This window comes from Bradyrhizobium sp. MI1.11, assembly GCF_055811255.1.
In genome coordinates, this window is the sequence record NZ_JBVVPM010000008.1 from 163,138 (window position 1) to 178,373 (window position 15,236).

Here is a 15,236-nt window from a genome sequence, read left to right on the forward strand (position 1 = left end):
GAGGGGAGTTTGTCCCATGAAAACAGGTCTCGTGATCACGGCCCATCCGGGCGATTTCGTCTGGCGCGCTGGAGGTGCCATCGCGCTGCATGCGAAGAAGGGCTATCGCATGAAGATCGTCTGCTTGTCCTTCGGCGAGCGCGGCGAGAGCCAGTTCGCCTGGAAGGAGAAGGGCGCGACGCTGGAATCGGTCAAGGCCGGCCGCAAGGACGAGGCGGAGCGTGCTGCAAAACTGCTCGGCGCCGAGATCGAGTTCTTCGACTGCGGCGACTATCCGCTGAAGCTGACCGAGGCGCATTTCAACCGCATGGTCGACATCTACCGCGAGCTCAATCCGAGCTTCGTGCTGACGCATGCGCTGGAGGACCCCTATAATTTCGACCATCCGAACGCGGCGCATTTCGCGCAGGAAACCCGCGTGGTCGCGCAGGCGATGGGCCACAAGCCCGGCGCGGAGTACAAATACTCTGCACCGCCGGTGTTTCTGTTCGAGCCGCACCAGCCGGAGCAATGCAATTACAAGCCGGACCTGCTCCTCAAGATCGACGAGGTCTGGAAGGGGAAGTACGAGGCGTTCCAGGTCCTCGCTGCGCAGAAGCATCTATGGGGCTATTACGAGCGCGTCGCGCTCAACCGCGGCATCCAGGGCAGCCGTAACACCGGCGTGCCGATGACCTATGGCGAGGCCTATCAGCGGCTGTTCCCGACGGTAGCGGAGGAGCTGGCATGAAGCCCGTCGTCGTTCGTAACATCAAGCGCGCCGATCCCGCCGCCATGGCGGAGTACGGCGTTTCGACCGTGCACGAGGCCTATGGCCGGCTCGGCCTGATGAAGCCGTATTTGCGGCCGGTCTGGGCTGGCGCCGCGATTGCCGGTCCCGCCGTCACTGTGCTGGCGCAACCCGGCGACAACTGGATGATTCATGTCGCGGTCGAGCAGTGCAGGAAGGGCGACATTCTCGTCGTCGGCTGCACCACCGACAACACCGACGGCATGTTCGGCGAGCTGCTCGCAACCTCGCTGCAGGCGCGCGGCGTGCAGGGGCTGATTATCGATGCCGGCTGCCGCGACGTCAAAGCGCTGCACGAGATGAACTTTCCAGTGTGGTCGCGCGCGGTCTCGGCGAAGGGCACGGTGAAGGCGACGCTTGGCTCGGTCAATGTCCCCGTGGTCTGCGCCGGCGTCAACGTCGATCCCGGCGACATCGTCGTGGCCGATGACGACGGCGTCGTGGTCGTGCCGAAGCGCTACGCAGCCGAGGTCGCCGAGAAGGCGAAGAAGCGCAACGCCGACGAAGGCGGCAAGCGCAAGCGGCTGGCTTCGGGCGAGCTGGGCCTCGACATGTACAGCATGCGTGAGGCCTTGGCGAAAGCGGGGCTCGTTTACGTCGACGATCCCGAGGATGTCTGAGCGTAGTATTTTTTGAGCATGATCTATTCGGAAAACCGCTTCACACTTTTCCGGATCATGCTCTCGAGAAGCGGAGTGGGCCGATGGATCGTCTCAAGCTGAAGGCCGTGCTCGGCAGTCACCGCCATGTCGAGGCGGTGAAGAGCGGCGAGCTCCGCTCCGACCGCTTCGACCTCGACTTTATCGAATACACGCCGACCAACACTGCGTTCAAACCGATGGTGCGCGAGCAGGCCTTCGACGTCTGCGAGATGGCAATCGTCACCTATCTGATGGCGAAGGCGCATGGCAAGCCGCTGGTGCTGCTGCCTGCAGCCATGCTCGGCCGCTTTCAGCACTCCTACGCGCTCTATAATCCTGCGCGTGGAACGCTTGGGCCGTCCGATATGGAAGGCAAGCGCATCGGCATCCGCTCCTTCACGACCACGACCGGAGCCTGGATCAGGGGCATCCTCGCCAACGACTACGGCGTCAACCTCGGCAAGATCCGCTGGGTCACCTTCGAGGATCCGCACGTCGCCGAATATGTCGACACCACCGAGCGCGCGCCGAAGGGCAAGAAGATCTTGCAGATGCTGCTCGACGGCGAGCTCGACGCCGTCCTCGGTGAGGCCTCGAGCGATCCGAAACTGAGGCCGCTGTTCCCCGATCCGGCCGCGGAAGCCGCCATATGGTACGCGCGCCGCAGCGTGGTCCCGGTCAACCATCTCGTGGTCGTGACCGAGCAGCTGGCGAAATCGCGTCCTGACGTGGTTTCGGGCGTCTATGATCTGCTCAAGCAAAACAAGGCGCAGGCGGGGCCTGCGGCAACGCCGGACCTTGTTCCGTTCGGAATCGAAGCGAACAGAAGGTCGCTGGAGCTGATCGTCGACTACGCGTTCCAGCAGGCGCTGATCCCGCGCCGCTATGCTGTCGAGGAGCTGTTCGACGCAACAACACGAGGACTGAACTGATGGCGGGCGATCCCAGGCGATGGCAGATCGGACTGGTCGGTTACGGCGAGGTCGGCAGGATCCTGGCCGAGGATTTGCGCCAGCAGGACATCACGGTCACAGCCTTTGACATCAAGCTCGGGGGCGAGCAGGGCGCACCGCTGATGGAGCATGCGGCGAAATTCGGTGTGGCGCTGGCGGTGTCTCACGCCGAGCTGGCCGCGAAGTCCGATTTCATCATCTCCGCGGTCACGGCGAGCCAGGCCGTGCCGGTGGCAGAGGCCTGCGCGGCCGCGATCAATCAAGGCACCTGGTTCCTGGATTTCAATTCGGCGTCTCCCGGCGCCAAGCAGTGCGCTGCCGCGCTGATCGATGGGGCCGCCGGACGTTATGTCGAGGGCGCGGTGATGACGTCGGTGCCGCCTTATCGCATCAAGGTGCCGTTGCTGCTCGGTGGTCCCGACGCCAGGGAACTCGAGCCGCTCTTGAACGCGATCGGTTTTGCGGCAAAGGTTGCGAGCGACAAGCTCGGGGTTTCCTCGGCGGTGAAGATGTGTCGCAGCATCATGATCAAGGGCCTGGAAGCCATGGTGATCGAGAGCTTCACCACCGCGCGCGCCTATGGCGTCGAGGATGCGGTACTGGCTTCGCTGGCGGAAACCTTTCCCACGATCGATTGGGAGAAGCAGGGCGCTTATTGCTTCCAGCGCGTGATCGAGCATGGCCGCCGCCGCGCCGAGGAAGTACGCGAGGTCGCCGAGACCGTGCGTGAAGCGGGGCTGACGCCGTGGTCCGCGCAGGGCACCGCCGAGCGGCAGGCCTGGGTGGCGGACCTCGCCGATGAGGGCCTGTTCGGAACGAAAGGCACCAAGGAGTTCGCCTGCAGCGCTGATTGGCGCACCGAGGCGGACCGAATCCTGGCGAAGATCAATCGCGAGAGCTAGGGCGGCTCCTGCTCAGGACTTTGCCGTGCGACTGCCGGTGAGCTCGTCGCGGGCGCGTTCGATCAACGCCATCAGGTCTTCCGTCTTGCGGGCCAGCCGATCATTCGCGGCTTCGGTCCGGAATTCTGCGCGGATCGATCGAATACACTTGTCGGCGGTATCGAGCGTCAGGAGCATGCGCGTTAGCTCATCCTGTGTCCGGACGCCCGCCAGATCGAGGTCCGACAGGACGTGCCCGATGCCGTCGAGCCGCTTCACCGCGGCCTCGCTGGGCGTTCTCGCTCGATTGGATTGGTGCTCGATGCCGCTGAATGCGCTGAACATGTCGATGCTTCCCCGTTGAATGCAGACATCAGTGCCGATCCTACTATGACGGGCACCGCGGGACTTGCAATGCGCGCAGCTATCGAGAATCAGCAAGAATCTACTATCCGGGAATCTACCGGATTCGGAATTGCGGAACGATGGGCGGTAACATCGAACGGAAGCTGCGGGGGAATCAGACGCCCTTCAATGCAGATATGCATTGAGAGCGGATCAGGAACCAGGGCGAAATAGAGTGGGCCGTTGCCGTGCAAAAGTCTGTCGGCCGCTCTTGAAGCCCATCACGATATCCGGCAGCTCGGCGATGGCGAAGCGGCTGTCTTGCGTGTCGAGCACAACGAGATCGGCCGGATTCCCAACCTCGATGCCGTAATCCCCGAGGTTCATCAGCCGCGCCGGCAGCTCGGTCACGAGATCAAGGCAGGTATCGAAGTCGTTGACCGAGGCATGCGCGACGTTGGCGTAGAAATTCGCCATTCGCAGCAGTGAGGCATCACCGAACGGCGTGAAGGGATTGAGCACGTTGTTGGTCGCGATCGAGCACAGCACGCCGTCGCCGGCGAGCTTGTGGACGAGCGTCAGCCCGCGTGGCACGTTGTGGGTCGCCTCGCGCCCCATCAAATAGAGATCGGTTGCCGGCAGCACGGTGACGGCTACGCCGGCCTTCTCCAGTTGCGCAGTGGCGGCCCTCAGCCGCTCCGGTGGCAGTGCGGAGAGCTTCGTCGCATGGCCGATTGCCACGCGGCCCCCGTAGTTGCGCCGCTCGGTCTGCCGGCAGACCTCGTCGAGGTGCCACCAGGAGGGATTGAGATCAAAATCGAGATGGAGATCGACGTCCACGTCGAACGCCTCGGCGAGGTCGAAGATGCGTGCGAGATGGGCGTTCGGATCGGTGTCCGTGTAAGGACAGCCGCCGATCACCGCGCCCCCGTCGCGCAGCGCCTGGATCAGAAGCTCCTCGCTGCCGGGATCGTTGGTGAGGCCTTCCTGCGGAAAGACACAGAGCGACAGGTCGATCGCCCAGGCATAGTCACGCTTCAGCGCCTTCACCGCCTCGAAGCCGCGCAAGCCGATGCGCGGATCGATCTCGACGTGGGTTCGCATGCGCGTGGTGCCGTGGACGATGGCACGTTCGAGCACCCGGGCGCCGCGCGCGTAGACGTCCTCGACCGAGAAATCCTTCTTCATCCCGGAGACGGCGCGGATCGCTTCGGAGACGCTGCCGTGATCATGCCCGCAGCGGCCTAGCAGGCAGGCTTTATCGAGATGGATGTGGCTGTCGACGAAGCCGGGCAGGGCGAGACGCCCGCCGACATCGACCTCAACGGCCTCGCAGGCGAGCGTCGGTTCGATGGCGGTGATCCGGCCGCGCGTGACGCCGATGTCCATCGGGTCGGCGGCACCACGCAGCAAGGCGTTGCGAAAGATGAGGTCAAAGGCGGGTTGCGTTGTCATGGCTCTTGGGGAAGGAATTTAGTGCATTCGGCCGCGTTTGGCGGCTCCAGATTGTCGGCAGTGTAGCGACGGAAATGTTCAAAATATATGCACGTATTCCCCGAGAGCGGCGTTAGTATTCCGCACCCCCGGGAGAATGACCATGTCCGCTACCGCAAAAGCCGAAGCCGGTCCGTCGTCCGACGCCGAGATCGTTGAAGCCTATCTCACGGCGTCGATGATCCCCGATCCGGACGCCGCGGCGGCCTATATGGCGCCGGGCACGGTGATCACCTTTACCGGCGGGCGCGAGTTCGATCATCCGCGGGGCCCGGCCGGGTTCAACGCCAAGCGCTACCGCTGGGTCAAGAAGAAGATGGATCGGTTCGACGTCTGCCCCGGCGACGGCGAGACCGTGGTCTATAGTGTCGGCACGCTCTACGGCGAATGGAAAGATGGGACCTCATTCGAGGGCAACCGCTACGTCGACCGCTTCGTGGTCCGGAATGGCCAGATCACCAAGATGGATGTCTGGAACGACAGCGCCGAGCGCATCCTGGTCCAGCGCGGTATCGATGCGTAAGCGCCATCCTGGCGCTTGAGCTGCCCTGACTCCACAGAGACAAACGGCCGGTCACCATATCGCAAGCCGCGATAGCTGGTAGACGCAAGCTCGTCTGGCGGCTGCCGCGCCCCTGCGTTATCAACGGTGCGATTGCTGCGCCCGGCATGGAGGCGCGAGCCTCCTCGAGGAGTTCCCAATGCGTTTACCCACTGTTGTCCTGGCCTTCACATGCCTTGCAACTGCCGCCTCCGCCGAAGACCTGTCGGGTACGCTTCAGAAAGTCAAAGAGACCAAGAAGATCACGCTGGGCTATCAGGAGGCTTCGGTCCCGTTCAGCTATCTCGATGGCAACCAGAAGCCGGTCGGCTTTGCCATGGATATCTGCCTTAGAATCGTGTATGCCGTAAAGGAGCAGCTCGGCATGCCCGACATCGCGGTCGACACTCTCGCCGTGACGTCGTCGAACCGGATTCCGCTGATGGTCAACGGGACGCTCGACCTGCATTGCTCGGCGACCACCAACAATGCCGATCGCCAGAAGCAGGTCGCCTTCACCAACACGCACTTCCTCAGCGCAACGCGATTTGCGGCCAAGAAAGCCGCAAAGATCAACACCATCGACGATCTCAAGGGCAAAGCGGTGACCGCGGTGGCCGGCTCGGTCAATTTGACGCAGCTCGCCAAGGTCAACACCGAGCGCAATCTCGGCATCAACGTGATGCCGGCCAAGGACCAGGCCGAGGCCTTCCTGTTGCTGGAAACCGACCGCGCCCAGGCCTACGCGCTCGACGACGTGCAGCTCGCGGTCGCGATCGCGCGCTCGAAGGAGCCGCAGCTGTTCATGATCAGCGAGGAGACGTTCTCGAAGCCCGAGCCTTACGGGATCATGCTGCGGCGGGAGGACGCGCCGTTCAAGGCGCTCGCCGACCGCGCGACTGCAGAGCTGTACGCCAGCCAGGAGATCGAGGTCCTCTACAAGAAGTGGCTGGAATCGCCGACGCCGCCGAACGGCCTCAACTACAACGTCCCGATGTCGGGCGCCTTGCGCAACGCCTTCAAGAAGCCGAGCTCCAGCTTCGATCCGGATGTGTACGTGGTCAACTGAGGCGAGGGCGCCAAGGCGCTGGTTGCAATCGGCTGCGTGTCATTGTGCCCTCGCCCCTTGCGGGAGAGGGCATCTCCGCTGGTGGACGCAGACTCGCTCGGGTGAGGGGTCTGTCTCCGCGGATAGATACCTCTCGTCCGGCGCTTCGCGCCACCTTCTCCCGCAAGGGGAGAAGGGAAGATGGCACTGTGCTTCCGGCGAGTGCAGTGTTTTACGCGTTCGAATATTTCTTCAGCTCGAACCGCGCGATCTGGTTCCTGTGGACCTCGTCCGGGCCGTCGGCGAGACGCAGCAAGCGCGCGGTCGCGTAGGCCTGCGTCAATCCGAAATCGTTCGACGTGCCGCCGCCGCCATGGGCCTGGATCGCCCAGTCGATGATCTGGCAGGCCATGTTGGGCACAGCGACCTTGATCATCGCGATCTCGGCTTTCGCCACCTTGTTGCCGACGGTGTCCATCGCGTGGGCGGCGTTGAGCGTCAGCAACCGGGCCTGCTCGATCATGATGCGGGCTTCAGCGATTCGCTCCTGCGTCACCGTCTGCTCGGAAACCGGCCTGCCGAAGGCGACGCGGCTGCGCACCCGGCGGCACATCTTCTCCAGTGTGCGCTCGGAGAGCCCGATCAGCCGCATGCAATGGTGGATGCGGCCGGGGCCGAGGCGTCCCTGCGCGATTTCGAAACCGCGGCCCTCGCCGAGCAGCATGTTCTCCTTGGGCACGCGCACATCGGTGAAGACGACCTCGGAGGCACGGTCGGGCACGCCGTAGAAGCCGAACACGGGCAGGGGACGCTTGACCTCGACGCCCGCTGTGTCCATCGGCACCAGGATCATGGATTGCTGCTTGTGGCGGTCCGCATTGTCAGGATCGGTCTTGCCCATGAAGATGCAGATCTTGCAGCGCGGGTCGGTCGCGTTGGTGGTGTACCATTTGCGGCCGTTGATGACGTAATGGTCGCCGTCGCGGACGATCGAGCTTTCGATGTTGGTCGCATCGGACGATGCGACGGCGGGCTCGGTCATGGCGAAGCAGGAGCGGATTTCGCCAGCGAGCAGCGGCTTCAGCCAGCGCTCCTTGTCGTTCTCCGTGCCATAGCGCTCCAGCACCTCCATGTTGCCGGTATCGGGCGCCGAACAGTTGAAGACTTCGGGCGCGAGATGCGAGCGGCCCATGACCTCGCAGAGCGGGGCATATTCGAGGTTGGTGAGGCCCGCACCGTAGCCGGAGTCCGGCAGGAACAGATTCCAGAGGCCTTCGGCGCGCGCCAGCGGCTTCAGCTCCTCGACGACCGGATAGACCTTCCAGGGGCCCAGCTCCTCCGCCTCGCGATAAAAGCGTTCCTCGTTCGGATAGATGTGCCGGTCCATGAAACTTTCGAGCCTGCGCTTGAGCTCAACGATTTTGGGGGACATCGAGTAGAGCATCTTTGGTCTCCTCAATCGATGGACAGGCCGGTGCGCAATCGGCTCAGGCGACGCGATACTCTTTGAATTTCTCGCGCAGCGCGGATTTGAGCACCTTGCCGGTGCCGGTCATCGGGAACTCGTCCATGAATTCGACGGCGTCGGGCATCCACCAGCTCGCGATCTTGGGGCGCATGTGGTCGAGCAGCGTCTTGCCGTCGACGGTCGTGCCCTTCTTGCGGACGACGAGGAGCAGAGGCCGCTCCTGCCATTTCTCATGGTTGATCGCGACCACGGCGGCTTGCAGCACATCGGGGTGAGACAAGGCGACGTCCTCGAGCTGGATCGAGGAGATCCATTCGCCTCCGGACTTGATGACATCCTTGGAGCGGTCGGTCAGCGTGACGTGGCCCTGGGGGTCGATCACGGCCATGTCGCCGGTGATCAGCCAGCCGTCGCGGTCCAGGCCTTCTTCGAGTTTCATGTAGCCGGACGCAACCCACGGTCCTCGCGCGCGCAGATGGCCGACGCTCTTGCCGTCGCGCGGCAGCTCGTTGCCGCCGTCGTCGACGATGCGCAAGGCGGTGCCGAAACAGGCGCGGCCGGACACCTGGCGGCGGTCGAACCTCTCCTTGTCGTCGAGATGCTCGGAGCCCGGCCGCAGGCCAGGCATTGAGCAGCCGAGCGCCTCGGTCATGCCCCACGCCTGGATGTAGTCGATGTCATACTCACGCTTGAGCTTCTCGACCATCGCGCGCGGCGGCGCCGAGCCAGACGACAATGTTGCACGAAGCGTCGAGAACCTGTTGCTGGTGCGTCCGAGCCAGTCGAGCAGGATCAGCCAGAAGCTTGGCACGCCCGCCGACAGCGTCACCTTCTCGCCTTCGAGCAATTCGTAGAGCTTGTCCGGCTCGTAATTGCGGCCGGGCAGCACCAGCTTCGAGCCGGTATAGGGCGCGGTGAACGGCATGTTCCAACCGTTGCCGTGGAACAGCGGCGCCATCGGCATCATCACCTCGCGCACGCCTTCCAGGTGCCCGGGCAGGAAGTCGAAATTGCAGGAGACCATGGTCTGCAGGATCGCGGCGCGGTGCGAATAGATTACGCCCTTCGGATTGCCGGTGGTGCCGGAGGTGTAGCAGATCGTGGACGCCGACTTTTCGTCGAACTCCGGCCAGACGAAGCCGGCGTCGTGCTCGTTCTCCAGCAGGTCCTCGTAGCAATGGACGTTGGCAAGCCTGGTCTCCGGCATCCGCTCGCGCGAGGACATCACGACATAGGCTTCGATCGATGTGAGCTGCGGCGCGATTGCCTCCACGATCGGCAGCGTGGCGCGGTCGATGAACAGCAGGCGGTCCTCGGCGTGATTGACGATGTAGACGAGTTGTTCGGGAAACAGCCGCGGGTTGACGGTGTGCAACACGTAGCCCATGCCCGGCGCGGCATAGAACATCTCGAAGTGACGGTGCGTATTCCAGGCCAGCGTGCCGACCCTGTCGCCGGGCATCATGCCGAGCCTCTTGAGGGCCAATGCCATGCGCTTGATGCGCGGATGGGCGTCGGCATAGGTGTAGCGATGGATGTCGCCCTCGATCTCGCGGGCGACGACCTCGGCCTCGCCGTGATAATCGGCCGCATACTGGATCAGGCCGCTGATCAGGAGCGGCATGTCCATCATCAATCCCTGCATCGTCTCCTCCGGACCGCCATGTCGTTGCATGGCGTGCGCTTGTGATGTGCGCTTGAGGTTAGCGGAACGCCACGCGACGTTCACGTAAAAAGCGAGGGACGTGATTGCATGCGTCTCTTTTTCAGGGCTAAGTGATGCGAGCTGCCGGCGAAGCAGTTTCCGCCCGGGAGGAAATGAATGTCAGCGGAAAGACACAAGACCGGTGCAGCCGGCGAATCTACACTCGACATTGACGCACTCCGTGCGCGCTATCGCGACGAGCGCGATCGGCGCCTGCGCGCCGAAGGCAAGGCGCAATATGTCGAGATGACCGGCGAGTTCGGGCGCTATCTCGACGATCCCTGGGCCAATTCCGGATTCGCGCGCGAGGCCGTCAGCGAACAGAACGAGGTGCTCATCGTCGGCGGCGGCTTCGGCGGCCTTCTGTGTGGCGCGCGACTGCGCGAAGCCGGCATCGATGATTTCCGGGTCGTGGAAAAGGCCGCCGATTTCGGCGGCACCTGGTACTGGAATCGCTACCCTGGTGCGGCCTGCGATACCGAGAGCTACATTTACCTGCCGTTGCTGGAAGAGACCGGCTACATGCCGGTGCGCAAATATGCGCGAGCACCCGAGATCTACGAACATTCGCGCCGCATCGGCCGTCACTTCGGCCTCTATGAGCGCGCTCTGTTTCAGACCGTCATCACGCGCATGGAATGGCAGGAGTACGAGGCACGCTGGCTGGTCGAGACCGATCGCGGTGATTGCATCCGCGCGCGCTTCGTCATCCTCGCTGGCGGCCCGTTGAGCCGTCCGAAGCTGCCGGGTATTCCCGGCATCGAAAGCTTCAGAGGACACAGCTTCCACACCAGCCGCTGGGATTACGCCTACACCGGAGGCACGGCCGAAGGTGGTCTGACCGGTCTTGGCGACAAGCGCGTCGGGATCATTGGCACCGGCGCCACCGCCGTGCAATGCGTGCCGCATCTCGGCCGCTCGGCCAAGGAGCTCTACGTCTTCCAACGTACGCCGTCGGCGATCGGCGTGCGCGACGACCGCCCGACGGATCAGAGCTGGGCGCAGGGGCTCAGGCCTGGCTGGCAGCGCGAACGCATGGACAATTTCACCGCCGTGATCTCGGGCGAGCCATTCGAACAGGATCTGGTGCAGGACGGCTGGACCGGCCTGCTCGGCGAGATCCTGCTGGCGCCGCGCCGCCAGCCCCAGCCGGTGACCTCGATCGAGGAGGCGCTCAAGGTCATCGAGCAGGCTGATTATCGCAAGATGGAAGAGATCCGGGCGCGCGTCGATGCGATCGTCAAGGATGAGATGACTGCTTCGGCGTTAAAGCCCTGGTACAAGGCCTTCTGCAAGCGGCCGTGTTTCCACGACGAATATCTCGACACGTTCAATCGTCCCAATGTGCATCTCGTCGATACCAGGGGACAGGGCGTCGATCGCATCACCGAGAATGCCGTCGTGGTCGACGGCCACGCCTACGAACTCGACTGCCTGATCTATGCCAGCGGTTTCGAAGTCGGTACCGATTACGCCCGTCGTATGGGCTTCGAGATTTATGGACGCGATGGCACGCGCCTGTCCGAGCGCTGGCGCGACGGCGTCAAGACGATGCATGGCTTCTACAGCCGCGGCTTCCCGAACTGCTTCCTGATCGTCATGGTGCAGGCCGGCCAGAGCGCCAACTTTCCGCACATCATCGACGAGCAGTCGCAGCACATCGCCTATGTGATCGCCGAGGCGCGCAAGCGCAAAGCGCGGACGCTGGAGCCGACGCTCGATGCCGAGAACGCCTGGGTCGAGGAGGTGGTCAAAGCCGCGCTCGGCCGCCAGACCTATCTCGCTGAATGCACGCCCGGCTACTACAACAATGAAGGCGTGTTCGATCCGATCGCGGCGAGAAACAGCCAGTATTGGCGCGGGCCGGTGGCATTCCTGCGGCTGCTCGACAAGTGGCGCAAGGAGGGCAATTTGGATGGACTGGAACTGTCGTATGATCACGCCATGGAGTCGGCGCCTTCGTCCGGGTAAACTCGGGCATTGGATCGCGCCAGAGAGAGGACATTAGACATGATCAGGGGCAGAACTGTAGCTGCGGCGGTTTTCGGGGCGATGACGCTGCTCGGCTGCCTGGCGCCCGCCGCCCAAGCCGCGCAATGCGGCAGTTCGTCGGCCGGCTTCGAGACCTGGAAGCGCGAGTTCAGTGCGGAAGCGCAGGGCAAGGGCATCGGCCAGACCGCGCTCGCGGCGCTGATGCAGACCAATTACGCGAGTGCCACCATCGCGGCCGACCGCGGCCAGCGCAGCTTCTCGCTGTCGCTCGACCAGTTCCTCGCCAAGCGCGGCGCCACCACCATCGTCGCCAAGGGGCGTCAGCTCAAGAACTCGCAGGCCGCCTTGTTCGCCTCGATCCAGCAGCGCTATGGCGTCCCGCCGGGGCCGCTGATCGCGATCTGGGGCATGGAGACCGGATTCGGCAGCCAGCGCGGCAACCAGAACATGCTCTCCTCGATTGCGACGCTCGCCTATGACTGCCGCCGTCCCGAATTCTTCACCGAGCAGCTCTATGCGGCGCTGAAGCTGATCGATCGCGGCACGCTGTCGGGGGCAACCCGCGGCTCGATGCACGGCGAAGTCGGTCAGACCCAGTTCATGCCCAAGAACATCCTGGCCTACGGCACCGGCAATCTCGAAGTTGCCGCCAATGCGCTGAACTCGACAGCGAATTTCCTGAAAGCCCATGGCTGGCGTGCCGGAGCGGGTTACCAGCCGGGCGAGCCGAATTTCGCCGCCATCGAAGCCTGGAATGCCGCCGGCGTTTATCAGAAGGCGATCGCCCTGATGGGACGGCAGATCGATGAGGGCGGAGGTACGGCCGCCTCGCGCTGACCAGAGCCCCGTTTCCAACGGGGCTCTGGCTCCTTGTTTTGGCGCGTTTTCCTCAGGCGAACCGGCATCCACTTCGCTTGGACACGCTCCTGCTCAGCAAGGCGTGATGCGCGGGCAAGAGAAAGTTGTTGCCAACTGGAACCGACGGCACGAGGTTTGCTTTGATCGAACAGGGCTGGGCATGAGGAGACTCAACATGGCAACCCAGATCGTGATGGACCAGACTGGCGACACGCGCCACGAGTTTGATCCTGGCAATGCCGAAGCGCTGGCGCGGGCCGAACGGCGCTTTCGGGAGCTGACCGGAGCGGGCTTCACCGCCGCGCTGCGAACCGGACCTGGCGAAGTCACCCGGATCCGATCGTTTGACCCGACCGCGCAGGAAACGCTGTTCTATCCCCGCCTGGTCGGCGGTTGATCTGAGCTGCTCATGATCGCGGCAGTCTGGCTCCGCGCGCCGGCGCGTGCGCGTTTGCATGCGCTACGCGAACTCTATCGGCGCTTCTTCGGCGAGAACACGCCGGATGCCCGGGGTCGCCGGCTCCTGGCCGAATGGCTGTCACCGGCGCAGCGCGCGCAATTCGAGCAGTACCGGCATTTCGATGTCGTCGGCTGCGATACCGGCAAGACGTATCGCATCCATTATGGCACCGCCGCAAATGTCCATGAGATCGACGCGGCCGGAAATGCGACGATGGGGTGGTGCTTCGTCCCGTCAGGCTTTCTCGTCCCCGGCGACGTCATGCTCGCACAGAAGATCGCGCTCGAGACCGACGAAAGGGGAGCTCTCGCGCTCGCCAACAGGTTTCCGCCGGCAACACATTCGGAGCACTTCTACCGGCGGCCGTTCTAGGGTGGGCCTATCAGTGCCCATCAGTAATGTGTGGTGCGATAGGCATCTACCGCGTGCGCTGCAAAAACGCCGACGCTGCAAAGCGCAAGCAAGGCCGAGATCAGTTCGATCATAGCTCGTCCTCCTGCAGCGGTAGGGCGACGAGGTGCTGACAGCAGGAGTAATCCCAGATCAGGTCGAGGAAGAATTGCATGATGGCCGTCCCTGTATGATTTTGACAACTAGATAACCGACCATCTGTTTCAGGCGTGTTTCGTCGCATCTGGAAACGGGTTTCTTGGGGGAGTCCCAGGCTAGTTTGTGCGCTGCGGAGCCGCTACATCCCGCTCTTGCTCAACCCTGTTAGCCGCGAGGCGGCGCATCACATTGCGAGGCGAAATCATGGCGCAGGTCGAGTGGTTCGACGATCTCACCATTGGAATGCAGTTCAAATCCCCCGAAGTTCACGTCACCGAGGCCGACATCAAGCGGTTCGCGGCCGAGTTCGATCCGCAGCCGATGCATCTCGACCATGAAGCCGCCAAGCGGAGCCTGTTCAGGGGTCTCGCTGCCTCGGGATGGCACACCGCCGCGATTGCCATGAGCCTCGCGATCCAGACCCGCCCCTTCGGCCCGCATCCGCTGATCGGCGCCGGCGTCGACGGGCTGCGCTGGACCATCCCGGTACGGCCCGATGACCGCCTGCATCTGGTCGGGGAGGTCATCAGCCTCACGCCGTCGAAGTCGAAGCCGCAGGGCATCGCGCTGGTGAAATGGACCATGTTCAACCAGAACGGCGAGGAGGTTTACACCTTCACCCCGATCGCGATCGTGCCGCGGCGGGAGTAGGGCAGGGTCGGCGCCCTACGCAGCCGCCAGAAGCCCTTGCGGGTCACCGGCAGAGGTGGTCATCTCGGTCCGGGGAACACGCTGGAGGCTGACATGAAACGATCTCTTCTCGCCGCCGGGTTGCTGACCGGCGCCTTGAGCGCAGTCGCTTTGACCGCAAGACCGGTGCAGGCGCAACAATCCAAAGTCGGCGACTGGACCATCGAGAAGCGCACGCAGGACGCACATTGCAATGCGAGCCGCGGCTACAAGGACAAGGAAGACGAGAACCGGGACTACGTCATCGTCATCACCTATTCCGAGAAGGCGATCGTCATCGTCATGATCTATGACGGCTGGGACTGGGACAAGGTGGGCGAGATCCTCCGAGCCGATGTCGGAACCGATGACGCCGATATCATGAAGAAGGCCAAGTGGGAGGTCATGGACAAGACCACCGTGCGCGGCATTTTCGAATACGATCAGTCCATGATGGACCGGCTGTCCAGGGCCAAGCGTCTCTCGCTCGATTTCGAGGACGATGACGACGACAGCATCGAGATACAGGTGCCGCGTGCCGGTGAAGCGCTGGCGGCGCTGAAATTCTGCGAGGAGAATCGCAAGTAGGTTGCCGGAGCCGGATGCGAGGCCGGCGGGATCGGTGGCGACAGGGTTCTGCGGCGCGACCGGCGCCTGACGCATCGCACACGTGACTCATCGCACACAGTCCGCGCGCTGTTCGCATTTATCCTAGTCTTTGGCGAAAACGTCCAAGCCGCATCCTGCGGTTGACGTTACGCAAGGACGATGTTCGATATTCCCGCATTTCGTTCCAACGTTTTCTCCGCGTCGAAGGCGGCGATTGACCGGCCCGTCTCCTC

16 protein-coding genes are annotated in these 15,236 nt (G+C 63.3%); 12 read left to right on the top strand and 4 right to left on the bottom strand.

Going from position 1 to position 15,236, the window contains the following annotated elements; genetic code table 11:
• Positions 1-16: 16 nt before the first annotated feature.
• The 4 genes from AC0L30_RS11130 to AC0L30_RS11145 all read left to right on the top strand — a co-directional run bounded on the left by AC0L30_RS11130 (position 17) and on the right by AC0L30_RS11145 (position 3,286).
• A complete protein-coding gene (locus AC0L30_RS11130) occupies positions 17-730 on the top strand; it encodes a PIG-L deacetylase family protein (RefSeq protein WP_007592419.1) in 714 nt (237 codons plus the stop codon).
• Positions 727-1,410, top strand: a complete 684-nt coding sequence (locus AC0L30_RS11135; RefSeq protein ID WP_007592418.1) for a 4-carboxy-4-hydroxy-2-oxoadipate aldolase/oxaloacetate decarboxylase — start codon at positions 727-729, stop codon at positions 1,408-1,410. Before AC0L30_RS11130 ends, AC0L30_RS11135 begins: the two co-directional genes overlap by 4 nt.
• Before the next feature lie 83 nt (positions 1,411-1,493).
• Positions 1,494-2,363 (top strand): substrate-binding domain-containing protein, encoded by an 870-nt coding sequence (locus tag AC0L30_RS11140; protein ID WP_473404305.1) that lies wholly within the window; start codon positions 1,494-1,496, stop codon positions 2,361-2,363.
• A complete protein-coding gene (locus AC0L30_RS11145) occupies positions 2,363-3,286 on the top strand; it encodes a DUF1932 domain-containing protein (RefSeq protein ID WP_007592414.1) in 924 nt (307 codons plus the stop codon). Before AC0L30_RS11140 ends, AC0L30_RS11145 begins: the two co-directional genes overlap by 1 nt.
• Before the next feature lie 12 nt (positions 3,287-3,298).
• Here the strand turns inward: AC0L30_RS11145 and AC0L30_RS11150 are convergent, their stop codons facing one another.
• Positions 3,299-3,610, bottom strand: a complete 312-nt coding sequence (locus AC0L30_RS11150) for a hypothetical protein (RefSeq protein WP_007592412.1) — start codon at positions 3,608-3,610, stop codon at positions 3,299-3,301.
• A 213-nt stretch (positions 3,611-3,823) separates the two neighbouring features.
• Entirely contained in the window at positions 3,824-5,065 is a 1,242-nt protein-coding gene (locus AC0L30_RS11155) for an amidohydrolase family protein (RefSeq protein ID WP_007592410.1), read from the bottom strand.
• A 142-nt stretch (positions 5,066-5,207) separates the two neighbouring features.
• On the opposite strand from AC0L30_RS11155, the gene AC0L30_RS11160 reads away from it, so the two are divergent.
• Entirely contained in the window at positions 5,208-5,627 is a 420-nt protein-coding gene (locus tag AC0L30_RS11160) for a nuclear transport factor 2 family protein (protein ID WP_007592408.1), read from the top strand.
• 178 nt (positions 5,628-5,805) lie between these two features.
• On the top strand, positions 5,806-6,714 hold the full coding sequence (locus AC0L30_RS11165) for an amino acid ABC transporter substrate-binding protein (RefSeq protein WP_473404306.1): 909 nt from the start codon (positions 5,806-5,808) through the stop codon (positions 6,712-6,714).
• A gap of 211 nt (positions 6,715-6,925) precedes the next feature.
• Here AC0L30_RS11165 and AC0L30_RS11170 read toward each other — a convergent pair whose 3' ends face one another.
• Both AC0L30_RS11170 and AC0L30_RS11175 read right to left on the bottom strand, forming a co-directional pair.
• Entirely contained in the window at positions 6,926-8,137 is a 1,212-nt protein-coding gene (locus AC0L30_RS11170) for an acyl-CoA dehydrogenase family protein (RefSeq protein ID WP_354127877.1), read from the bottom strand.
• A 43-nt stretch (positions 8,138-8,180) separates the two neighbouring features.
• Entirely contained in the window at positions 8,181-9,806 is a 1,626-nt protein-coding gene (locus AC0L30_RS11175; protein WP_007592405.1) for a long-chain fatty acid--CoA ligase, read from the bottom strand.
• Positions 9,807-9,983: 177 nt separating this feature from the next.
• Between AC0L30_RS11175 and AC0L30_RS11180 the strand changes: the two genes are divergently transcribed.
• From AC0L30_RS11180 to AC0L30_RS11205, 6 genes are all read left to right on the top strand, one after another.
• Positions 9,984-11,837 (top strand): flavin-containing monooxygenase, encoded by a 1,854-nt coding sequence (locus tag AC0L30_RS11180; RefSeq protein WP_007592403.1) that lies wholly within the window; start codon positions 9,984-9,986, stop codon positions 11,835-11,837.
• 39 nt (positions 11,838-11,876) lie between these two features.
• Positions 11,877-12,695, top strand: a complete 819-nt coding sequence (locus AC0L30_RS11185; protein WP_007592401.1) for a lytic murein transglycosylase — start codon at positions 11,877-11,879, stop codon at positions 12,693-12,695.
• Positions 12,696-12,891: 196 nt separating this feature from the next.
• The gene (locus AC0L30_RS11190) at positions 12,892-13,113 is read left to right on the top strand and encodes a hypothetical protein (protein WP_007592399.1); all 222 of its coding nucleotides are present in this window, start codon (positions 12,892-12,894) and stop codon (positions 13,111-13,113) included.
• A gap of 12 nt (positions 13,114-13,125) precedes the next feature.
• Entirely contained in the window at positions 13,126-13,548 is a 423-nt protein-coding gene (locus AC0L30_RS11195; protein ID WP_007592397.1) for a hypothetical protein, read from the top strand.
• Between the two features lie 381 nt (positions 13,549-13,929).
• Complete coding sequence (locus AC0L30_RS11200; RefSeq protein WP_007592393.1) at positions 13,930-14,376, top strand: MaoC family dehydratase; 447 nt, start codon at positions 13,930-13,932, stop codon at positions 14,374-14,376.
• Between the two features lie 93 nt (positions 14,377-14,469).
• The gene (locus AC0L30_RS11205; RefSeq protein WP_473404307.1) at positions 14,470-14,982 is read left to right on the top strand and encodes a hypothetical protein; all 513 of its coding nucleotides are present in this window, start codon (positions 14,470-14,472) and stop codon (positions 14,980-14,982) included.
• Positions 14,983-15,236 lie beyond the last annotated feature (254 nt).